19 protein-coding genes and 1 pseudogene are annotated in these 21,178 nt (G+C 53.1%); 5 read left to right on the plus strand and 15 right to left on the minus strand.

Annotated elements, in window-relative coordinates; genetic code table 11:
- The first annotated feature begins 46 nt into the window (after positions 1-46).
- Positions 47-2,152 carry a molybdopterin-containing oxidoreductase family protein gene (locus KI215_RS13610; protein ID WP_212773240.1) on the plus strand — a complete coding sequence of 702 codons (2,106 nt, stop codon included), beginning with the start codon at positions 47-49 and terminating at the stop codon, positions 2,150-2,152.
- A 199-nt stretch (positions 2,153-2,351) separates the two neighbouring features.
- Here the strand turns inward: KI215_RS13610 and KI215_RS13615 are convergent, their stop codons facing one another.
- Positions 2,352-2,666, minus strand: coding sequence for a VOC family protein (locus tag KI215_RS13615; protein WP_212773241.1), 315 nt, complete (start codon positions 2,664-2,666; stop codon positions 2,352-2,354).
- A 237-nt stretch (positions 2,667-2,903) separates the two neighbouring features.
- Between KI215_RS13615 and KI215_RS13620 the strand changes: the two genes are divergently transcribed.
- Positions 2,904-3,641: a uracil-DNA glycosylase gene (locus tag KI215_RS13620; RefSeq protein WP_212773242.1), complete on the plus strand. Its 738-nt coding sequence runs from the start codon at positions 2,904-2,906 to the stop codon at positions 3,639-3,641.
- A 158-nt stretch (positions 3,642-3,799) separates the two neighbouring features.
- On the opposite strand, the gene KI215_RS13625 is transcribed toward KI215_RS13620, so the two are convergent.
- The 6 genes from KI215_RS13625 to KI215_RS13650 form a co-directional block, all read right to left on the minus strand.
- Positions 3,800-5,374: a DUF4179 domain-containing protein gene (locus KI215_RS13625; RefSeq protein WP_212773243.1), complete on the minus strand. Its 1,575-nt coding sequence runs from the start codon at positions 5,372-5,374 to the stop codon at positions 3,800-3,802.
- Entirely contained in the window at positions 5,358-5,915 is a 558-nt protein-coding gene (locus KI215_RS13630) for an RNA polymerase sigma factor (protein ID WP_212773244.1), read from the minus strand. The genes KI215_RS13625 and KI215_RS13630 overlap by 17 nt, the downstream gene beginning before the upstream one ends.
- 243 nt (positions 5,916-6,158) lie before the next feature.
- On the minus strand, positions 6,159-7,550 hold the full coding sequence (locus KI215_RS16210) for a VanW family protein (protein WP_338048304.1): 1,392 nt from the start codon (positions 7,548-7,550) through the stop codon (positions 6,159-6,161).
- 76 nt (positions 7,551-7,626) lie between these two features.
- On the minus strand, positions 7,627-8,733 hold the full coding sequence (gene mutY / locus KI215_RS13640; RefSeq protein WP_212773245.1) for an A/G-specific adenine glycosylase: 1,107 nt from the start codon (positions 8,731-8,733) through the stop codon (positions 7,627-7,629).
- A gap of 13 nt (positions 8,734-8,746) precedes the next feature.
- Positions 8,747-10,120, minus strand: coding sequence for a hypothetical protein (locus KI215_RS13645; RefSeq protein ID WP_212773246.1), 1,374 nt, complete (start codon positions 10,118-10,120; stop codon positions 8,747-8,749).
- A 2-nt stretch (positions 10,121-10,122) separates the two neighbouring features.
- The gene (locus tag KI215_RS13650) at positions 10,123-10,446 is read right to left on the minus strand and encodes a hypothetical protein (protein WP_212773247.1); all 324 of its coding nucleotides are present in this window, start codon (positions 10,444-10,446) and stop codon (positions 10,123-10,125) included.
- Between the two features lie 214 nt (positions 10,447-10,660).
- On the opposite strand from KI215_RS13650, the gene KI215_RS13655 reads away from it, so the two are divergent.
- Together KI215_RS13655 and KI215_RS13660 are read left to right on the plus strand one after the other, a co-directional pair.
- Positions 10,661-11,527 carry a YitT family protein gene (locus tag KI215_RS13655; RefSeq protein ID WP_212773248.1) on the plus strand — a complete coding sequence of 289 codons (867 nt, stop codon included), beginning with the start codon at positions 10,661-10,663 and terminating at the stop codon, positions 11,525-11,527.
- Positions 11,528-11,542: 15 nt separating this feature from the next.
- The gene (locus tag KI215_RS13660; protein WP_212773249.1) at positions 11,543-12,517 is read left to right on the plus strand and encodes a mechanosensitive ion channel family protein; all 975 of its coding nucleotides are present in this window, start codon (positions 11,543-11,545) and stop codon (positions 12,515-12,517) included.
- 25 nt (positions 12,518-12,542) lie between these two features.
- Here the strand turns inward: KI215_RS13660 and KI215_RS13665 are convergent, their stop codons facing one another.
- The 6 genes from KI215_RS13665 to KI215_RS13690 all read right to left on the minus strand — a co-directional run bounded on the left by KI215_RS13665 (position 12,543) and on the right by KI215_RS13690 (position 18,073).
- The gene (locus KI215_RS13665) at positions 12,543-12,689 is read right to left on the minus strand and encodes a hypothetical protein (protein WP_212773250.1); all 147 of its coding nucleotides are present in this window, start codon (positions 12,687-12,689) and stop codon (positions 12,543-12,545) included.
- A 3-nt stretch (positions 12,690-12,692) separates the two neighbouring features.
- Positions 12,693-13,601 (minus strand): DNA-3-methyladenine glycosylase family protein, encoded by a 909-nt coding sequence (locus KI215_RS13670; protein ID WP_212773251.1) that lies wholly within the window; start codon positions 13,599-13,601, stop codon positions 12,693-12,695.
- 240 nt (positions 13,602-13,841) lie between these two features.
- Complete coding sequence (locus KI215_RS13675) at positions 13,842-14,489, minus strand: 3D domain-containing protein (protein ID WP_212773252.1); 648 nt, start codon at positions 14,487-14,489, stop codon at positions 13,842-13,844.
- 140 nt (positions 14,490-14,629) lie between these two features.
- Positions 14,630-15,226: a 5'-deoxynucleotidase gene (yfbR, locus tag KI215_RS13680; RefSeq protein ID WP_212773253.1), complete on the minus strand. Its 597-nt coding sequence runs from the start codon at positions 15,224-15,226 to the stop codon at positions 14,630-14,632.
- Between the two features lie 31 nt (positions 15,227-15,257).
- Positions 15,258-16,715 carry an O-antigen ligase family protein gene (locus KI215_RS13685; RefSeq protein ID WP_212773254.1) on the minus strand — a complete coding sequence of 486 codons (1,458 nt, stop codon included), beginning with the start codon at positions 16,713-16,715 and terminating at the stop codon, positions 15,258-15,260.
- A 149-nt stretch (positions 16,716-16,864) separates the two neighbouring features.
- Positions 16,865-18,073 (minus strand): MGDG synthase family glycosyltransferase, encoded by a 1,209-nt coding sequence (locus tag KI215_RS13690; protein WP_212773255.1) that lies wholly within the window; start codon positions 18,071-18,073, stop codon positions 16,865-16,867.
- 244 nt (positions 18,074-18,317) lie between these two features.
- Here KI215_RS13690 and KI215_RS16040 point away from each other — a divergent pair.
- A pseudogene (locus tag KI215_RS16040) lies at positions 18,318-18,575 on the plus strand (FAD-dependent oxidoreductase); the annotation flags it as partial.
- Between the two features lie 151 nt (positions 18,576-18,726).
- Here KI215_RS16040 and rlmD read toward each other — a convergent pair.
- Positions 18,727-20,106 carry a 23S rRNA (uracil(1939)-C(5))-methyltransferase RlmD gene (gene rlmD / locus KI215_RS13700; protein ID WP_212773257.1) on the minus strand — a complete coding sequence of 460 codons (1,380 nt, stop codon included), beginning with the start codon at positions 20,104-20,106 and terminating at the stop codon, positions 18,727-18,729.
- 71 nt (positions 20,107-20,177) lie between these two features.
- Positions 20,178-21,113, minus strand: a complete 936-nt coding sequence (locus tag KI215_RS13705) for a YegS/Rv2252/BmrU family lipid kinase (protein WP_212773258.1) — start codon at positions 21,111-21,113, stop codon at positions 20,178-20,180.
- Between the last annotated feature and the right edge of the window lie 65 nt (positions 21,114-21,178).

A 21,178-nucleotide genomic window follows, 5' to 3' on the forward strand; every position in this document is an offset into this window, starting at 1 on the left:
TTGTCTCAAACGATACCGGATTCGTACAGTCTCTTTCCAACCGCTTATGCAAAAGGTAAAATATGTGGAAAAAGGCTGGGGGGAGAGAAACGTGTCACAATCAACCCGAGAGGTTTTTCGCTCCGTCTGCCCGCTGGATTGCCCGGACACCTGCGGTTTGCGCGTCATAGTGGAAGACGGCCGCATCACCCGGGTGACCGGCGATCCCGATCATCCCATCACCCGCGGAGTGATTTGCCATAAAGTACGCCACTTCCCTGACCGTGTCCACCATCTTGAACGGCTGCTTTACCCGATGCGACGCACGGGTGAGAAAGGGGAAGGCAAGTTTGAACGGATCACTTGGGAAGAAGCACTGGACGAAATCACGTCGCGAATGAAGCAACTCATCGCCGAACACGGCGCCGAATCGATTCTTCCCTACAGTTATTACGGCAACATGGGTTTGGTCAACAATGGGACGATGGATCGACGCTTCTTTCATCGTCTCGGAGCGTCGCGGCTGGATCGCACCATCTGCAACGTGGCGGGCAGTCAAGGATTCCAAGCCACCATGGGGATCAAGGGGGCAATCGATCCCGAAGACACGGTCCATAGCCGGTATATCATCGTTTGGGGCGGTAACATCGTCAGCACCAACATGCATCAGGTCATGTTGTTTGAACAAGCCCGCAAACAAGGGGCCAAAATCGTGGTCATCGACGTCCATCGCAATCAGACGGCACGGTGGGCCGATGAGTTCGTTCAGTTGTATCCCGGCACTGATGCCGCACTGGCGCTCGGCATGATGCACGTGTTGGAGCGGGAAAACCTGATCGACGAAGCGTTTTTGCGCGATTATACCGTTGGATGGGAGCAACTGCGGGAACGGCTGAAAGCATATCCGCCCGAACGCGTGTCCCGCATCACGGGCGTCCCGAAGGAGACCATCATCCGGCTGGCCCGGGAGTATGGGAAAACGTCTCCCTCGTTCATCCGGATCGGCAACGGGTTGCAACATCATGACAATGGCGGCATGATCGTCCGCACCATCACCTGTCTGCCGGCCCTCACTGGCCAATGGCGGTACAAAGGCGGCGGAGCGCTCAAGGGGAACGGTTTGGTCCAAGTGGACACCGACAAACTGGAACGTCCCGATTTGTTGCCCAATCCCAACGTACGCAGCATTAACATGATCCATCTGGGGAGGGCTTTGCTGGAGGCTGATCCACCGATTCGCATGCTGTTCGTCTATAACAGCAATCCGGCCGCGGTGGCACCGTCTCAGGAAAAGGTGTTGCGCGGTCTGGCGCGGGAAGATCTGTTCACAGTGGTACATGATCTGTTTCTCACGGATACCGCCCGTTATGCCGATCTGGTGCTGCCCGCCACATCCCATTTTGAAAACTTGGATGTGTACAAATCCTACTGGCATATGTATGTCCAAGTAGCTCGTCCGATCCTGCCACCGCAAGGTGAAGCCTGGTCCAACTACAAACTGTTCCGTACACTAGCCAAACGGATGGGGTTCACCGAACCCTGCTTTGACGATACGGAGGAAGACCTGATCCGACAAGTCCTGGATAACCCCGACAATCCCTGCCTGTCCCGAATCGATTTTGACGAGCTGATGGAAAAAGAGATCGTCAAGCTGGATATATCGGAGAACGCGGTATTCCCGGAACGGTTGCAGCGCGGTGAGCGTATTCTCCTGTTCAACGAATCGCTCCGGGCAGCGGGATTGGATCCCCTCCCCGCTCACACCCCGCCGAAAGAGGGGACTGACGGGGAACGAAACGCGGAAGATCCCGATACGTTCATGCTCATCTCCCCGCCCAACCATCAGTTTCTCAACTCCAGCATGGGCAACATTGGCAAACTGCAGAAGATGGAAGGACGGCCCACTTTGCAAATTCACCCGAAAGATGCAGAGCGGAAGGGGATTGTCAACGGGAGCCTCGTACGCATCTGGAATGAGCGGGGGAGCTGCACTTTAACTGTCAAGGTAACCGACGCAGTCCTTCCCGGCGTGTTGGTCAGCATGGGATTGTGGTGGTTGTCCTCCTATCCGGACGGAAAAGGGATCAACCAACTCACTCCCGACCGGGAAGCTGATATGGGGGGCGGTGCCGTCTTCTTCTCCACAGCAGTCCAACTGGAAAAAGCGGAATGATGAAGAGATAATGGACCGGAGAAACTGGGGCATTCCCGAGCAATTCGTGCCTGATCATCCTTAATCCGGGGGAGGGTGGGCCTTTTCCCAAGATGACCTTTGCGTCGTGACGAAAAAGGTGCAAGGAGGAAAAAGGCTCACCCTCACAAATTGTCATTCAGTCTTCATACACAAAGTGGAACAAGTTGCCGTCTTCATCCTAGAAATTGTCCTTGTAGGCGTGATAACCGGCATCCCGCAGTTTTTGGAGCCAATACTCTTTGTCGCTTCGTTTGATCCGGAATTCAAGATGAGAGATGCCTTTGACCGCTCCTTCCAAGCGACGTGCACCTTCCGGGTGATTTTCGTGAGTAAAGAGGGCGATCATTTGCTCACCGCACTTGAGAAAGGCCGACTGATCCGACTCGTATGTCACCTCCAAACCCAACACATCGCGATAAAACCTCTTTTGTTTTTCCAAGTCTTTGACGAACAGGACAACCGCATGCAATCCGCGGATTATGGGTTGTTGCACAGGGGATCACCTCCGTTTGAGGTATTACCCGTTTTATGACTATTTATAAACATATTAATTTAAAAAATATGTTTTGTTAGAGATTGGGCACGTTTTCTCTCCCAACCCTCATGCCGGACATGGCAAAACGAGAAACTGCCCCGAAGCTTTTTTTGACAATGACCCCATTTTACAAGGCACCATCACATATGTGAAAATAATTTTATAAATAAGCTACATAATCGGGAGGAGAGAAACATGGCGCCCATCCTGAAAAATGATTGGGCCGATCATTTGAATGCTGAATTCGAAAAGCCGTATTACCAAAAGTTGCGCCAGTTTTTGATCCACGAATACAATACGTATACCGTCTATCCGGACAAATATGATATCTACTCCGCCTTGCACCTCACCCCTTATGCCAACACCAAGGTCGTCATCATCGGACAAGACCCGTACCATGGACCGGGTCAAGCGCACGGGCTCAGCTTTTCCGTTAAGCCCGGGGTGAAAGTGCCACCCTCGCTCAAAAACATTTTCAAAGAGTTGCATGATGATCTCGGATGCCGGATTCCCAACCACGGTCATCTGGTTAAGTGGGCAGAACAAGGTGTCCTGCTCCTCAACAACGTCCTGACCGTTCGCCGGGGTCAGCCCAATTCCCATAAGGGGAAAGGATGGGAAACGTTCACGAGCCAAGTGATCCGCACGTTGAATGAACGGGAACAACCCGTCGTCTTTCTCTTGTGGGGAAGAAATGCGCAGGAGAAAAGAGCATTGATCACCCGCGATCATCATCTGGTGATCGAATCGGCCCATCCCAGTCCGTATTCCGCCAATCGCGGCTTTTTCGGCAGCCGTCCGTTTTCCCGAACCAATGAATTTTTGCAAAAGGTCGGTTTGGAACCCATCGACTGGCAACTGGACGATATAGATTATTCCGAAGAACGGCCTCATTCAATCGACAATCCTTTACCTAAAAAAGCCGTCCCGTAAAGGGACGGCTTCAGCCTGTAAACAAAGTTCCGTAAGAAACAAGTCTGCAGGCTTGGTGATTGCATATTTTGAGCAAATAAGAAACACACGCTCCCAATGAATTCGGAAACGCGTGATCTTATCAGAGTGGAGAGAAGTGAAACGGCCAGCCCTACCACTTACGGGTTCACAGGCAGTTCCGTCTCGACGGACAAGCCTTCATATTTCTTCACCCAAAACGGTTGCAGTGTGATCTTTTGTGGCAGCTGTGAAATTTCGTCGACGATGAACGTCCCTGTCATCTCCACGCCCGTCCCTCTCTTCTTCATGCCTACGCCTCCTAAAGGCCAGTATCTTTTCCCGCTTTCGACCGTTACAGCCATAGTCATTTGGTGGGAGGGAAAATCGTTCTCCTTCAGGTGCCCCTTGGCATAAAACGCGAACACTTTTTTCTGGGGAGCATTCTGGATGTAGAACGACTTCGGCTTGATGGCCGCGAATGTAACCGCCAGGCTGTTTCCTTGCCCATCTTCCACTTTGGCCGGCAGCTTGCGCGGGTCAAACGTCAGGGTTAGCGGTGCCGACTCCACCCGGTTGACTTCCGTCAGCTCAAAGGTGAGGCGCTTGTTGTGAGGGAACGGCTGGAACAAGTAGTTATCGAGCTTTTCATAAATATGCGCCCCATACTTATCCATCATATGGAATCTTCCTCCAATCCCTGCTTCTTTCTCCACCAGCACCTTGCCGGTCTCATCCAAAATGCGGAACCCGTAGTCGACGTCCCCCAGGGCGAAACGGGCGAACTTCGGGCCGTAAGTTTGTTCGTACTGGTTCCTCAGCTGCGGGGAAATCTGCCGGTCCAGTTCCAGGAAAGTGCCGAGGGGCGTGTACTTGATCTTCTTCAGTGTCACCCGGACACCGTGCGCTTCCAAGGTTTTTCCGATCACTACTTCACGGAGGGTGCCTTTCAGCTTGCTGAGATCGATGGGCACGTTCAGCTTCCAAGAGCCCTTGACGCTTCCAACCTGTTTCGTGTCAAGCTTGAGGACGAGCCGGTCCTTGTGTTTCACCTTGTTCAGGTCGAACACTAGCACGGCCCAGGTGGCCTTGTCTACATCCTGACCCGGATATCCACCCGGACGAAATCCCCCAACCTGTGGCTGGCCGCTTCCGTCATCCAGCACCAGGTAAGGATAACGAATCCAGTGATGGTAGATTGGGAGCACCTTCCCCCGGCTGTCTTCGATCTGGTAGAAGACCATCAGCTGGGTGGAGTCGGCCACAATCTGCTTCACATGAACGGTGAGCCCCTTGTCCGTCACCTTGATGTCTTCCTTGCGATACAGTTTGTTCATGTCCTGTTCCTGGACCTGGACGAACTGTCGAAACAGCGGGAGATACGAAGCGAAGGTGGGAGAAGCTACGGCTCCGACGATGACGGCTACGGCCAGTCCGGCCGCGACGGTGCCGAACCATTTCCACCTGCGGAACCTTCCTGCCGGCTTCCGGTTTTCTTTCACGGGGTGCTCCTTTTCGTCCAGTTCCGTGATCCGGTTCATCACTTCTCCGACAAACGACTCATCCAGCAGTTTCACCTGGCCGGCGGCCTGCCGGAGTTCGGACTGTTCAGCCTTCAGTTTTTCCAGCCGTTTCCGGCAATTGTCGCAGTGCTGGATATGCTTCAGAACGGCATCCTTATCCGAAGAACCCCCTTCGAGGAAGTCCCACAACACCTCATCAGCAAAGCAATTCATCCCTGATCTCCCTCCTTTGATTCCGGTCCCTCATCTCCCGAAGCTTCTTTCTCGCCCGATGAAGCCGGTTGGCCACATCGTGCGGGGAGATCTCCAGGATTTCCGCGATTTCCTTGTAACTGAAATCGTGCCGATACCGAAGTAAGAGCACTGCCTGGTAATGTGGCGGGAGCGCCCGAATCCATCCGGCCATCTCCTCCATCTCCTCATTTTCCACCACGATCTCTTCCGGCGTTTTCTTTTCGGCCACGTCCGTTTCCAAGAACGGGGCCATGTTACCTTTCTTTTGGCGCCATTCATCCACACAGGCGTTCCGGGCAATCTGAAACAGCCAAGTGGCAAAGCTGCGCGCTGGGTCGAACCGGTGCAGGTTCCGATATGCCCGGATGAAGCATTCCTGCGCGAGGTCCCGGGCTTCCTCTTCGTGATGAACCATTCTGAGCAGCATGGCATACACGGCATTCATGTATTTCCGGACGAGGTGGCTGAACGCGTCCCGGTCTCCGTCCAGCACCCGCTCCACGATTTGTATGTCGTCCACCTTCTGTGTCTGCCCTCCTTCAGATCCGGTTTCACTCCTATATACGGAATCCCGGTGCAGAAATTTCACGGGACACATTTTTTTATCACACAAAAACGGAAAAAAGCCGCCCGCCTGGGGCGACCCCTGTGGATTCAATCTTTCTTGGCGAATGTTCATGGCAACCAAGTCTTCGAGAAGGTGTCGAATGAAATGACCAAAACGTTCTGAAGCCGTCCCGTAAAGGGACGGCCTTCCCATTGGTCACTGCGGTTTTTTCCCGTTCGAAGCACCGGGGTTGGTGACGGGCACCGACTCCACTTTGGTCGGTGCGGGTTGCACCGGTTTCCGTTTTTTCACTCGGGCGTCCGGTGTCGTGTATACATAGGCCGTGATCGAATTGCTGGTCACCCGGATACGGATCAATACCGGCTTGGTCAGATTGTTTTTAAAACGGAAATCCGGTCCACCCCAGGAAACGGTTGCATCGCGCCCGGGCGGAACGTAGGCCACCTCTTTGCTGTGGGAATTGCGCTGCAGGATTCTCAGCCCCGCTTCATCCACGCTGTTGAACAGTGTGCTTGACACTTGACAGATCCCGCCGCCGATGCCTTCACTGTATTCCCCCCGCACGATCACCTTGGCTGATTTGTACCCACGACCCGATGTGCGAGGACCTACGACACGGTTGAAGGAGAAACGCTCTCCCGGGCTCAGGATCAGGTTGTTGATCGCCTTGGATGCCAATCGGATGTTGGTGGTACGGTTGACGTTGCTTCCATCGAAGTACGTCGTATACTTGCCGATCAACCGTTGATCCACCTGTTGAAAATCCTCTTCGGTCACCTCCGGCTGATCGATCACCATCGGCAGCTCTTGCGGCTGACCGGTCATCGTCGTCAAACGGGGCAGCCATTCTTTTTCGATGGTGTCCATATCCACCAATTTTCCCGTTTTCGACGGGGTCAGCTTACCGCCAAACCAATTTTGCTCCGCGTCCACGGCCGGTTGGTCCACTTCTTTTTTCACCCTACGAAACCAATCCAACCATTTGTCGCGATTCAAGGTGGATGGATCTTTTCCGTCATAGCCAAGCGTACGCAGGTCAACAGTCCATTGTCGGCCCTCAAAGGTGACGATAAAAGGAATCGGTTTGGGTTTCAGCTGTTGATGCGGCTTTGTTACACCTGCCCGTGGAGCCTCTTTGGCATCGGTCGTTCCGTCAAACGCAAACACAGACAAGCTTCCTACCAAAGCGAAAGCCACCACCAGCGTGCCGATGACCGTTTTTTTCGGACCGATTTGTTCAAACGGAATGCGGTTGACCAGCGGTACACGATGCAACACTCGGGTGATCCGATCCCACAAGCTCACTTGTGGGGATCCAGACACCCATGCAGCGGCGGCCATCTCTTCCCGTTCGGGAGAAGAAGGCGCACTTTCCGCTGAACCACCCGTCTCCGTTGTAGCCTCACGGTCGTTTGATTCTGTTTCTTCGGACATCTCCACCCATACCGGTACCGATTCATCCACTTCCGTCTTTGTCTCTGTCGACCGATCCGCCTTCGGTTGCGAATCGGGGGCGATTGGGGAGGACGGCGGCTCGTTTGTTGTTTCTTTTGAGTCGCCGACGCTCCGATCTTTTTTCTCTTCCACGGATCATTTCCCCCTCGGTTTCTCCCTCGCCTGCACGGTGGCCACATTCACCGTGTTTCCCTTCATGGTCAAAAGATCAAGCAAAAATGGAAGATAAAGCTGTTTGGACAGCCTTTTGGTATACTTTGGGCAATGCCACCTTTTCCAGTTCATCCAGCGTTGCCCACCGCCAATGTTGCGGAAGTTCTCTCTTTATCCCGACGCACGTACCGCCGATGATCGTAGCACGCCATTTGCGATGCGTAAAGACATGCTCCACCATCCCCAACGTTTCGCCGGGTTGTATGGACATACCATGTTTCTCCATCCACGCGATCAATGCTTGCACTGAATCGCTGGCATCCGTCTCCAGTGTGGGCAATCCCCACAACCCCGCCAAGAGTCCCGTCTCCGGTCTTCGTTCCAGCAATACGCGATCGCCGTCCCGAATCCAGCCGAACACGAGCGAGACTGGAACGGGCGGTTTCGCTTTTTTCTTGACGGGCAAATCGTGTTGCATCCCTTTTTCATATGCCAGACAATCGGAGCGGACCGGACAAGTCGCACAGGAAGGCGACGTGGGTGTACACACCATCGCCCCCAGCTCCATCAATGCCTGGTTGAAATCACGCGGATTGGATTCCGGAATCAGATGATAAGCCCACGTTTCCATTTTTTTGCGTGTCTGAACACGGGCGATGTCATCCGTCGAAGCGAACAACCGGGAAAAGACGCGCAACACATTGCCGTCGACGGCCGGGACCCGCCGGTTATAGGCGATACTCAAAATGGCCCCTGCCGTATACGGTCCCACTCCTTTCAGCTGAGAGATGGTCTCCAGTGTGTCGGGCACTTTCCCCCCGTGTTTCTCCACCACCTCCTTAACAGCGGCGTGCAGGTTACGCACGCGCGAATAATACCCCAATCCTTCCCACGCTTTGATGACGTCAGCCTCATCGGCCGCCGCTAGCGCTTCCAGTGTGGGGAACCGTTCCAAAAAACGATGAAAATAAGGGATCACGGTCTCTACCCGCGTCTGCTGCAACATCACTTCGGACACCCAGATCTTATAGGGGTCCTGATCCCGCCGCCAAGGCAGATCCCGTTGGTGAATGCGATACCATTGGAGCAAACGTTGTTGAATGGATGTTTTTCGCTCTTCCGTAAAAGGAAGTGCCGATTGCTTTGTTGAGACTTTGGCCATTGCTCGTGCTCCTTTATCTTGTATTGCCGGGATCGCCGGAGGACGACGATTGGCCCAACCGTTTCAAATCGATCAGGCTCAACTTGCACCCTTCCGGCATTTTTTCCACAATCAACAGTCGATGCAAACGAGGTGACAGATAAAATCCCATCAATGGACGGGAAGTTCGGTAAATTTCCTTTTCCTTCATGCTGTCACCGATAAACAGGATATGGTGTCCCTCCGCCAACCACACCCCGTTACGCTCATGACGGATGAAGGGATGGGACTGTCCCGCCAGCTGATGATACACATCGAATATCTGCGAATTTTGCGTGCGAAGATGAATCAGCTTCAACATCCCGTTGATCACGTACGATACATAACCGCCGTCGGGTCCGATCATGAGGCGATCCAACTGTGTTGATTGCAGATTATGTTCATTCTCCACGTAATGATACAATTGTCCGTCCATAACGTGTACTTTTTCAAAAAATAGCTCTCCGCTAACCCTGCGACCGGTTGCAAAAGCGAAATAATGACCTTTGGGATCCCACACAACGGGCGGGACGATCTCCTCGCCCGCAGGTGCTTCGAACTCGACCTGTCGTTTCCCCGTCACGGCATTCCACAGAACCAAACGTCGATTGTCCTCCACGATCACCCGCACATCTGCCGTTGGGGACCACCAACCCGGACTGCTTCGAAGGATGGTGACAGGGACAGAATCACCCACCTCGTACACTCTGTCCGCCACTGCCAGAAAACGGCCACTCGGTGACCAAGATACAGCCGACGCTATGTTGGTACGGGAGGAAAACTTGGCATCGGGGATAGGGTGAGAACGTCCCTCCTTGGGACGAAACAGGGCCAACGCCACATCGTCCGCATCTTCAACCGGATACACGATGGCATCTCCCCGCGGCGAAACCGATATCGGATGGCGCATCCCCGCCGGGACGCTGAAAGCAATCCGTGTGCCTCCTTTTTGCACCACCAATGACAGGGCGGCACCTTCAGACAACATGGTCAACACGCCGTGTTTTCCCAAGGGGAATACACCCGTTCCGCTTTTCCCGTCCACTTTCAATAAATCTCCCGAGCGCAGGTTCCACTCGTAATCAGCTTCCCCCCGCTCCGACTTCCCTCGGAATAAGAAACGATCTTCTTGAAGGCGCTCCGGTCTCACTTCCTGAAATTCCACCGTTCGAATAACAGGTGAAGGAACGCGCGGCCTCTCTTCATCCCGCCATCCCCATATCAGCAGGCAAATAAAAGCGGCAGCCAATAATCCCGTCAACGCCGCAAAGCGCACCGGCCACACTGAAGGAACCATACAAAGCCGACGAAACCGCCTTCTTGTTCGCCGCCATACAGACCGGCGAGCCGACGGATCTTTCGCGCCCATGATCAAACATCCTTTTCTCCGGTGGAAGATTGTTCGGCGGGCCGGAACATCCAGATATTCAGTTTGTCTGTCATTTCCTTCATCCGCCCGTTCAAAGCGAGGTTTCTTCTGAGAGAGATCACACGTTGGCTGGTTTCTTCATCCGGCACACGAATCATCTCGACGAACAATCCCGGTTGATCCACACTTTCCATCCACTCGTGCCGGATAATCGCACCGGCACGGGCGGTTTCCGATCGCAAATAGTCCAGAAGTTGTAGATACAGTTCCCTTTTATGTGTATGTACTCGATACTCAAGAAAGACAATAAAACCACCGTTTTCCACGAACAGCACTCCTTTGGTCCAGTTTAACAAAAACGGGCGATTGGGTTAAGGGAGAAAGGATGACACTTTCCATGTCCCACGATACGGCATCACCGATTCCATCTCCTGTCTGCCATCTGTGACAATCAATCAAACGTCCCCGTCGACCTTCCAGGCTGTGCTATAATCGTGAAAGACTACAAAATAGATCCGGATAGGAGGGAGCTCGCACACAGTGAACCCAGCCATTTTTCGTATTCCCTCTTGGCGCTGGTGGCGACGCCTCATTTCACTCACACTGGGCTGTATCTTAGTTGCCATCGGTTTGGACCTGTTTTTGATCCCCAATCAGATTATCGACGGCGGTGTGGTCGGTATTTCCATCATTTTCAGTACGATAACACCTTGGTCCTTGTCTGTTTTTCTGGTATTATTCAACCTGCCTTTTTGGTTTCTGGGCTACAAACAAATCGGGAAGACCTTCACGTTTTGCACCATATATTCTGTGATTCTACTTGCCGTGTTGACCGAATTCATCCACCATTTTCCGCGAGCAACCGACAACCTCTTTTTGGCGACCGTTTTCGGTGGCATCATCCTGGGTATGGGCGTAGGACTCATCATCCGTAATGGTGGATCGTTGGACGGGACCGAAGTATTGGCCATCATCGGCAACGAAAAACTAGGCTTCTCCGTCGGCGAGATCGTCATGTTTTTCAACGTTTTCATTCTGGGAAGTGCGGGATTCGTCTTTGGATGGGACAAGGCAATGTATTCGCTTATTGCGTATTTCATCGCATACAAGACCATTGATGTTGTTGTGGAAGGACTGGATGAATCCAAATCGGTCATGATCATCTCCGACAAACCGGATGAGATATCTGAGGCTATTCTGTACCGTCTGGGTCGCGGCGTAACGCATATTTATGGAAAAGGCGGCTACACCCAAGAGGAGAAGGAACTGCTTTACTGCATTGTGACACGGCTGGAAGTCGCCAAGTTGAAGAGTATCGTCAGTGAAATTGACCCGCACGCCTTCGTGGCCATCGAGCATGTACACGATGTGTTGGGCGGACGGTTCAAGAAAAAATCCATCCACTGATCGAGGGGTGATTACATGCTTGAACAGGAACTGGAGCTCACCAAACCCGAAACCCCCGCTCATCCCGATCACAGTGTGGGCTTGATCCAAAGCATGAGCGATAAAATGAGCGCGATTTTCAAGAACCCGGTGGAATACCTCTTGTTGCCGCTGGGGCAGATCTTGTTGATCGTCCTGATCACGCTGATCGCCTTGCGTTTGGTTAACCGACTGATCGATCATATCTTGAAATTGAGCAAAACGGACAGCAAACGTGCAGTTACCATGAGCAAGCTGATCAAATCAACGGCGCGTTATTCCATTTATTTCATTGCGCTGTTGATGATTCTGGATCGGCTGGGCGTCAACATGACACCGGTGCTGGCCGGCGCTGGGATCCTCGGATTGGCAATCGGTTTTGGTGCGCAAAATCTGGTGCGAGACGTGATCACCGGCTTTTTCCTGATCTTTGAAAATCAGCTGGAAGTAGGCGATTTTGTCGAGATCAATGGCCAAATTACGGGCACGGTGGAGGAAATCGGGCTTCGGGTGACCAAAATCCGTGAATGGAACCAACGGCTGCACTACATCTCCAACGGCGAAATCACGCAGGTGACCAACTACAACCGCGATCGGATGCGGGCGATCGTAACTGTTACGGTTCCGTATGAATCCGATCTGGGACGGGTGCACGAAGTGTTGGAAGAGGTATGCCGGGACATACACAAACGGTTCTCCCCCTATCTGCTGGAGGAACCGTCCGTATTTGGCGTGACCAATATTGAGCGGGACGGGGTGCAATTCACTGTCACCGCATTGAGCGATCCGCAGGAAGTGTGGCGGATTGAACGCGAATTACGCAAAACCATCATCACTGCTTTCCAAGAACACGACATTGAGGTGGCCTACCCGCGGCAAATCCTGATGAGTCCGCCCGAGATCGCGATGATGCGGGCATCCACCCAACCGAAAGAATCATCAGAACCGCCCTCAACAAAAAAACAAGGCTAGGAGCTTCCCTCCCGGCCTTGTTTTTTCAAAACGACGGGATCGTCAACGCCAAGACCGCCGCTGTTCCGACCGCTATTGCCGTCCACAGCACAACCCGCTTCAGATCATGGGTCAGTGTGACGATCGGATCAACTGCTTTTACTTCGGTCTGATTTTTCTTCTTCCGTCCCATCCTTTATCCTCCTTTTTTCTTCGGCTTCCATTCGCTCAACGCATCCCACAGATAAAACGTAGCGTAGCTTCGCCAGGGAGACCAATCTCGTCCGATCTTTCGGATTTCTTCTTCCCCCGGTTGATGTGCCAATCCGTACACGTGACGGACCGCGTTTCGAAGCCCAATGTCCGCCGCCGGCAAGAGATCGGGACGCCCCAAACCGAACAATAACAAACATTCCACCGTCCATCGCCCCACTCCCCTCAGGGGCAACAGACATTCCATCACCGCTTCGTCTTCCATTCTCCACAAGGTTTCCAAATCCAATGTCCCCGAGGCCACTCGTCGGGAGATGTCGATGATATACTCAGCTTTCCGCCGGTTGAACTGCAGTGCCTGCAATTGCTCGTAATCCAGTGCGGCCACCCGTTCAGGCGAGGGAAATACGGGCAACGACTCCCCCTTAAACGGCACTCGTTCACCTGCCAGGTCGACCAACCGCTCGATCAACTTGGCAGCGAACGCCAAGTTGAGTTGTTGGCTGATGATGGTTTTGATCAGGCATTCGTACAACGAAGCATCCAACACCAGATGCAAACCCTTTCGTTTTGCGACAACGGGTCCCAGGTAAGGGTCTGCTTCCGCCTGTCGGTAGAAAGGAGTCAAATCCACATCCACCGAAAACATCCGGCGCAGTTTGGCTTCCAACCGTTCCTGTTCCGCTTTCGGTGGATTACCGTGTACGTATACCGTCAGCGAACGAGGTTCCGTCTGCCAACCGATTTCCACCGCATAAGGACGTCCCCCTGCTTCGATCGCCCGCACCAAACGTCCGCTATGTAAGCGATAGCTGGACTTTTCGAAAGAAACGAGCCGCCGGACGGTTGCCTCAAACGAGTAGGGATAACGGAGTGGAAACACCCGTTCCATCCACTTCCCCCCTTTTCGTGGGGTTCCTGCCCGTCCATTTTATCGTATTTTGGCGCCTCGCTCCACTGCCGTTCTCCTTGGGAAACGGGTCTTGCGCTTATGCTCCATATCCTTGAATCCAAGTCGTTGTCTAGAAGCCAGCCGGAAAAACAACCACAAAACACAAAATTTACGGCACTGCTTACAAATCGGCTTCGGGTGACATAAACGACCCAGGAATCCTTTTTAGCGCAGGGAGGTTCATTCCAAAACATAGGATGCCGGCACCAACATCACCCGAACGTGTTTCTTCACGCCAAATTTTCGTGCCTCACTCAGGTCGTTCATAAACACATCGATCCGATTTCCTTTAATCGCCCCACCCACATCCTGTGCCGTCCGATACCCGATGCCCTCAATATATACACGCGATCCAATCGGGATGACCTTGGGGTCAACGGCGATGGTGACACCTTCTCTGGCTTTGGCACCGGTTGCGGTGATACCGTAGGCGGGGTGACCCGGTGCTTTCCCCGTCGATTCCGGTCCGGCAGTGTATGCAGTCAGGGTAAAATCACCCATTGAGATTCCACGGGACATCGCAGGAACAGAGGCAGATTCTCGTAAGGGTGCGTCATTATGCCTTTGTGTCTCGGGCACCCATAAAATCTGTCCCGTTCGGATGCGGGATGGATCACGCAAATGGTTGATCCGTGTCACGGTGTCCACATCGGTCCCGTGTTGTTTGGCGATCCGGTAAAGAGTGTCCCCATGATGGACACGAACAGCGATGAGCCCCTTTTTTTCCGCGTACGCTTGCGGAGAAGAAGGTAAGTCGCCGTCCCAACGCGTCAAACCAATGATGGTGATGACGCCGACGATCAACCAGAAAGCGCGGTGTTTAAACATAGTAAAACCACCTCATAGATTGATAGATTCTGGTAACAGCATGACCGCGCTTTTCCGGTTTTATACTCGGATGGACGTTTTTCCTCAGCTAATTAACTGGGCTGAACCCGCTTAAAAAGAAAAAGGCGCCGTTCGCGCCATCAGGTTGTTTCCGAATCGTCCTTATCATGCAATTCATCCAGTGTCTGGGTGAAACTGGAGCCGAAATGGCGAAGGAAATAATCCACTTCCGGCATGTCGAGCGATTGCAAACGCCGCTCTATCTCCTGTTTGGCTACAACGAATTCCCGGTTTCCTGCTGAAATCTCCATTTCACATTTGAGAAAGGCATCCAGCAAATCGGCCGCTTTCACCCAACGGTGCAAATCAGAATCTTCACCATGAATCAACGGGCGGTAATGCCGGTGCAGCGGTTCGGGAATCATGTCGCAGAGCCGTTCCGCAGCCAAATTCTCCAATTCGCGAAATCCACCCAGCAGCTTGTCGTTGTGATGTTTCACCGGGGAAGGAATGTCGCCGGTGATCACTTCCGTCACATCGTGAAACAATGCCAGTGTAACTGCCTTTTCCACCGGAATCTGCTTTCCGAACACCTCGATGCCGATCGTGCAGAGGGCATGTGTCAGCAACGCAACATGATAGCTGTGTTCCGCCACGTTTTCCGGCATCACGTTGCGCATCAGGCTCCATCTCCGGATCAACCGCAATCGATACAAATAGGCGAAAAATGCGTTCATTTTCCACCTCAATCATCTGAAATGAGAAACACTATACCCGGCCTCCGAGCAACGCCTTCCATATACTGCGCGCAGTAATCAATGCCGCCTCCCATTTATCCATCTTTTTCTCGGTGGCATTGTCCATGTACAATTCCTGACTCCACTCCGGTTTCTTCAGGCACCGCCGTTCATACTGCGCATGGATCATGATCAGGCTCAAAATGAAGATCAATCCGATTTGCGGGGAAATGATGGGATAATCATACATCCCGTGACCCAACAGTGCAAAGAGAATCGAAATCAACAACCCGGCCAACCGCTTTTCTTCCTTCCGATTGGCCGTTTTCCGCCACCGGCGGGCACGGTAAGTCGTTACCACGATCAACGCCAAAAACAATCCCAGACCGATAACACCGTACTCCGTTGCAATACCCAAAAAGACGTTATGCGCATGGAACATGTATTTGCCCGTCAGTTTGGCGAACAGTTGGCCGAAATGGAGCGGCAAAACGCCAAGCAACCAATGTTCCCGGAAAATTTGAAACGCATGCTGCCAGACGAAAATACGCACTTCCACCGTAGCAAACAGCGTCTCCTCCCGCGGGATCAGGGTTTGATTGGTATAGATCACACCGCCTAAAATCAACAGTGCACAGAATAACAACACCGTACGACGGCGGTTTCCTGTCATCCATACCTGAACCAAGAGGCCGATCAACAAACCCACCCATGCACCGCGGGAACCGGTACACCAAATGGCCACCGAATACAAGGCAAACATCGCGAAGCAACCGACTTTTTTCCACGCTCCCCGCACGACCGAGGAAGCGTAAATACTCATCAGTGCCAAACAGATCAGCATGGCCGCAGCCAAATTGGAGTTGGCTGCCGTACCCACACTCCGTTCCATGTCCGTCTGCCACAACGGATAAAACCCAAGCATGTACGTCCAAAACGACTTTTCGCGTGGCAACAGGTCCCACCGCTGCATAATCACGACGATGGCGACATAAATGCCGCCCAGCCAAAATTGAAGATACAACCGCTGAAGTTGTTGCCACGACCATTCAGACAGATGTTTGATCCATATCGTCAAAAGATAATACAACCCGAACAGGATGATCGGGATGATACCGATGGGAATCCACAAAAACCACGAGGGATTAAACGCCCAACTGATGAGAGACAGAAATGCAAAACTGAGAAAAATCCCCTCGGGCCAACCACGCACTGGCCATTTGCATTTATAGAAAAAAGGCGTCAACAAGCCGATGCCAAGCGTCACCAATGGCGGCAGCCATGGCGACACCAAGATGCTCAAAAACAACAGATGGATGATGCGAATGGCCAGCTGTTGAGTCGATTCAATCTTCAAAGAGATGACTCCCTTTACCCAAAACTGGGCGAACCGAACTATCCAGGCTCTGATCCGGGTGTCGGTTTGCCCCAGCTTCTTGGAATAAATACCGGTATCCGGTATCACGATATCTGAAGGCTGTTTATCCATGGCTCCAATAACATCCTCATCCCATGTCGATTACTGCGATTGCCCCGCCGTCTGCGTTGGCAAGGCTTTGTCGCATCTGTGAATTTATACCTGCCCTTTGCATTATATCGATGGATGCACAAAAGGGCAAGTAAAACAAAACCTCACATTTATGCCTTTATCAGGAACCCTGAGGACGGTTCTGACACCATCATCTCCAACACGGCCTCCACACTTTTGGAGGGGTGGATGTGCTTGCGCCATCGGAGCATATTCTCCCGTATGGTTTGAAACCGATCCGGTTTACGCAACAACTGAGCAAACCACGCGTCCAGCTCCTCTTCGTTTTTCGCCTGGACAGCCAGTCCGTGAGAAACCAGAAACCGACTGTTCTGTTCCTCGTGTCCGGGGATCGATCCATACAACAATAGCGGTGTTCCCTTGGCGATCGCTTCCGAACATGTCAACGCACCGGGTTTGGTCAAAATGAGGTCGGCCGCTTCCATCCAATCCGACAATCTCCGAGTGTACCCCAAGATGCGTATGTGGGGGTGCCTTAGAGATGGATCGCTCCGCAACCATTGGTACACTTTTCGGTTATGCCCCGTGCAGACCACGATTTGCATTTCTTCTTTCCACTTGGCAGCCATCTGGACGAGCATGTCCGTCCCGATACCCAGTCCTCCTCCCAGGATCAAAACGGTCGGCTTGTCCGACAAACCAACGCGCTCTCGGGCATGCAAACGATTTCCCTCTTCCCAAAACTGCACATCCGTTGGAATGCCCGTCACCTGAATGTGGCGATCCTCTACACCCAACTGCACCAATTGTTCACGTACCTGGGGGATGGGAACCAAGTAACGGTCCACTTCGGGATGAACCCATGAGCCGTGTGCTGTAAAATCGGTGATGACTGTACACAGGCGAAGGGGGAACCCTTTTTGTTTCAGTTTGGCCACGCCGGAGCTGGCAAATGGATGGGTGGAAACGACGAGTTTGGGGCGGAAGGTTTCAATCAAATCGGATAAACTGGCATACAGTGTCTGATGCAAACACCACTGCAACCAACGGGGAAACAGCCGTTCATGGTGTCGCCCGTACACTTTTCGCCATAAGTTGGGCGCCCGTCTGATCATGCTCAAATAAGAGGTCAAGAGAGCACGGTTGATTTGCGGTTGCAATGCCCTCCCCAACTCAATCAATTGCACCCGCAACTCGGGGCGAGATTGTTTGATGCCGCGGGCCAAGGCTTCCGCCGCGCGTGTATGACCGGTTCCGAAGTTTTCGGAGACCAGCAGGATATCGACGGGGCCATGATCCACTGCATCATTGGTTCTCGCCAACCCATTCCGGGCGCCCGTTTGAGCGATCCGATCCATGCTTTCCTCCCCCTCTTTTTGCCCTCTCACATTCCCACATATCCACCCCAGCGAACGTGTTCCATTGCCGTTCGGTTTCAAGTTCCCTTATTATACCATATGTATGAGTCAGACTCTCCCATGTTATTCGCCAGACGATACAAAATTCTCCTTTTCAGCCATCTTCTTTTTCCGGAACTCCCTTCTCATTTTGACCTGTTTCGGAAAAGGGTGCAACTTTGGTTACATGAAAAAAGCCCCGCCAACCGGAGCTGTGCAATCCTGGGATTTAGACCCGTATTTCAAGGGTGCTTTTTCCATGTTTAAACCATACCTGGAAACAGGTCTTTTCCCCAACATCCCTGTCCCTGAGAGAGTTCACTTTGCGGATGAACACACTTCACTTACTCATGCCTGGATTCAAAAAGCAATCGAATCGGGAATAAGAGTTGCCCTTGAAGTAAATGACTTGCCGGGTAATGATCAGTTTAAAAAATCCAATGTATCTTCCAGTAACCCCTAATTGCCAGCAGAATGATTGGAGACGGGAAAACACATAGTTTGGTTGGGAAAAACACGGCGCGGAACCATCCCGCGCCTATTTCTATGATTAGAGTTAATACCAGCGAAGCTGTTACCAGGGACAAAGTCAAATTCAATCACGTGTCTAATCATTAAAGGGTTTTCCCCGCCGGTTTCATCCAAGCAACGCACTCCACATGACTGGTGTGCGGAAACATGTCCACCGGCTGCACTTCGAGCGTTTCAATGCTCCGCTCCCGCAAATAACGGGCATCGCGTGCCAACGTGGCCGGATTGCACGAGACGTAGACCAACCGCTTGGGATGCATGTCCACCACCGTATCCAACAAAACAGGATCACAACCTTTGCGCGGCGGGTCCACCACGATGACGTCGGGCCGGATGCCCTGTTCCCGCCACCTCGGCATGACATCCTCCGCTTTGCCTGCCTCAAACGTGACATGTTCGATGCCATTGATCCGCGCATTGCGCCGCGCATCCTCAATCGCCTCAGGCACCGATTCCACACCGTACACCCATGCCGCGCCGTCGGCCAGATACAATCCGATGGTACCGGCACCGCAATAGACGTCCATCACGATCTCCCGACCCGTCAACCGGGCATACCGGCGCACCTGGTCGTACAGCACACGTGTCTGGACGGGATTAACCTGAAAAAATGACTGCGGAGAAATCACGTAGGTCACTGACCCGATCCGGTCACGGATTACCGGCTCCCCCCACAACAGCCGATTTTCCCGACCCAATATCACATTGGTGCGACGATCGTTGATATTTTGCACCAACGATTTCATCCGCGGCAGTGCCTTCCGCAGTTCAGCCACCAGCGTCTCCCGATGCGGCAACTGTTTTCCGTTGGTCACCAGTACGACCATCATCTCGCCGGTGGCAAACCCGGTTCGTACCATGACATGGCGCAGTACCCCACGGTGGTTCTTTTCATCATACGGCGGGATTCCCAATTCCTTGGCCAGCCGCTTTACCTCCCGGACTGCCCGGTCGTTGTCCGGATGTTGAATGCCGCAAGTATCCATGTCGACAATCGTATGCGTACCGGCGGCGTAAAAACCGGCCACCAACTCCCCGCCGCTCAAGCCGAACGGTACTTGCGCTTTATTGCGGTATACCCACGGATCTTGCATCCCGATTACGGGCAAAACGGGCACCTCTTCTTCCCACCCACCGATCCGTTGAAAACTGTCGATGACTTGCTGCCGCTTGATCCGTAACTGCTCCTCATAGCTCACGTGCTGCAACTGACATCCGCCACACCGCTCGAAAACGGGACAAGCCGGTTCCGTCCGTGCCGGAGATGCTTCCAAAATCTCCAACATTCGTCCGTGAGCGTATGTCTTCTTCACCTTCGTGATTTTCGCCCGGATTCGTTCACCCCTCAGTGCCAGCGGCACAAATACGGTGAACCCCTCATATTTTCCCACACCGTCCCCGGTATGGCTCTGACCGGTAACGGTCAGTTCGATGATTTCTCCCGTGGTAACAGGTGGTTTCATCTCGTTTGCTCCTTTGCTCCTCACCATCATTCTTCAACTGCCGTAACTCGATTCACAGAGTCAGGGCTCTATTATACCAGAACCGTTTCATCCGGCTCTGTTCGATCTTTTACAGCCGGCCGCGGGCAAAATACCCGCAGATGACCCGGCAACGCTTCACAGATACCGGGCAGGATCCCGCCCAGCTCCCCGTCCAGGTTCCAGCGCAGCGGCTCATCCGATTCGACATAGAGGTATCGCGCTTGAAAATACACGACGCTGGGATCATAGATGTGTCCGCCCTTCCTCGCGATTCTGACCAAAGGAATCAGATCGGCGATACCGGTTTTGCGTACCACGATCACATCCAGTTTCCCGTCGTTCAAATCCGCTTTCGGAGCCAACTGTTCAAACCCGCCCACCGATCGGGTATTGGCCACCATCATCAATAAAATGTCTTCCTCCCATTGTCGGCCGTCCGCCTCGATGCGAACCGGAAATGAACGCGACAATGATCCTATTTTCTCCAGTCCTTTCAAATAATAAGCCAACGGGCCGACCAGCGTTTTCAATCTGCTGGGCGCCTCGTAGGTGACGGCCGTCACGTCACCGACCGCCGCCACGTTGACAAACAGCCGATCTCCTACACGCCCCGCATCCACTGTCCGCACGAATCCGTCACCAATCACGTCGCACGCCCGTAACAAGTCACGGGGTAACCCCATACCACGCGCAAAATCGTTGGTCGTACCACACGGCAAAACGCCCAGGATCGGACGGTGCGGACCCTGTGATATGCCGGTGACCACTTCATGCACTGTCCCGTCTCCTCCAGCAGCGATCACCACGTCAAACCCGCGTTCCGACGCCTGACGCGCTGCTATGGTCGCCTGACCCGGCTCACGCGTTGCGTGACAGGACGTTTCCAATCCCGCCCGCTCCAACCGTTCGAGAATGCGGGGCAACTGTCGTACAAACATCTCTCTCCCTGCGGTGGGATTGTAAATCAATCTCGCGCGCCTGTACATACGGGATCACCTCTTTTGTCGTTTCGCCGGACGGTCTGCTTAATTTCCCGTCCACCGCATACAAT

The organism is Polycladomyces abyssicola (genome assembly GCF_018326425.1).
In the GTDB taxonomy this organism is placed as follows: domain Bacteria; phylum Bacillota; class Bacilli; order Thermoactinomycetales; family JIR-001; genus Polycladomyces; species Polycladomyces abyssicola.

What these genes read in the sequence shown, in the direction of transcription:
- mutY (WP_212773245.1), bottom strand. Translation starts at nt 8,733, where the DNA reads ATGGCCAAAGTCTCAACAAAGCAATCGGCACTTCCTTTTACGGAAGAG.
- KI215_RS13665 (WP_212773250.1), bottom strand. Translation starts at nt 12,689, where the DNA reads ATGGGACGGAAGAAGAAAAATCAGACCGAAGTAAAAGCAGTTGATCCG.
- rlmD (WP_212773257.1), bottom strand. Translation starts at nt 20,106, where the DNA reads ATGAAACCACCTGTTACCACGGGAGAAATCATCGAACTGACCGTTACC.
- KI215_RS13610 (WP_212773240.1), top strand. Translation starts at nt 47, where the DNA reads ATGCAAAAGGTAAAATATGTGGAAAAAGGCTGGGGGGAGAGAAACGTG.
- KI215_RS13705 (WP_212773258.1), bottom strand. Translation starts at nt 21,113, where the DNA reads ATGTACAGGCGCGCGAGATTGATTTACAATCCCACCGCAGGGAGAGAG.
- KI215_RS13690 (WP_212773255.1), bottom strand. Translation starts at nt 18,073, where the DNA reads ATGGATCGGATCGCTCAAACGGGCGCCCGGAATGGGTTGGCGAGAACC.
- KI215_RS13645 (WP_212773246.1), bottom strand. Translation starts at nt 10,120, where the DNA reads ATGGGCGCGAAAGATCCGTCGGCTCGCCGGTCTGTATGGCGGCGAACA.
- yfbR (WP_212773253.1), bottom strand. Translation starts at nt 15,226, where the DNA reads ATGAACGCATTTTTCGCCTATTTGTATCGATTGCGGTTGATCCGGAGA.
- KI215_RS13675 (WP_212773252.1), bottom strand. Translation starts at nt 14,489, where the DNA reads ATGTTTAAACACCGCGCTTTCTGGTTGATCGTCGGCGTCATCACCATC.
- KI215_RS13670 (WP_212773251.1), bottom strand. Translation starts at nt 13,601, where the DNA reads ATGGAACGGGTGTTTCCACTCCGTTATCCCTACTCGTTTGAGGCAACC.
- KI215_RS13620 (WP_212773242.1), top strand. Translation starts at nt 2,904, where the DNA reads ATGGCGCCCATCCTGAAAAATGATTGGGCCGATCATTTGAATGCTGAA.
- KI215_RS13660 (WP_212773249.1), top strand. Translation starts at nt 11,543, where the DNA reads ATGCTTGAACAGGAACTGGAGCTCACCAAACCCGAAACCCCCGCTCAT.
- KI215_RS13625 (WP_212773243.1), bottom strand. Translation starts at nt 5,374, where the DNA reads ATGAATTGCTTTGCTGATGAGGTGTTGTGGGACTTCCTCGAAGGGGGT.
- KI215_RS13685 (WP_212773254.1), bottom strand. Translation starts at nt 16,715, where the DNA reads ATGGATAAACAGCCTTCAGATATCGTGATACCGGATACCGGTATTTAT.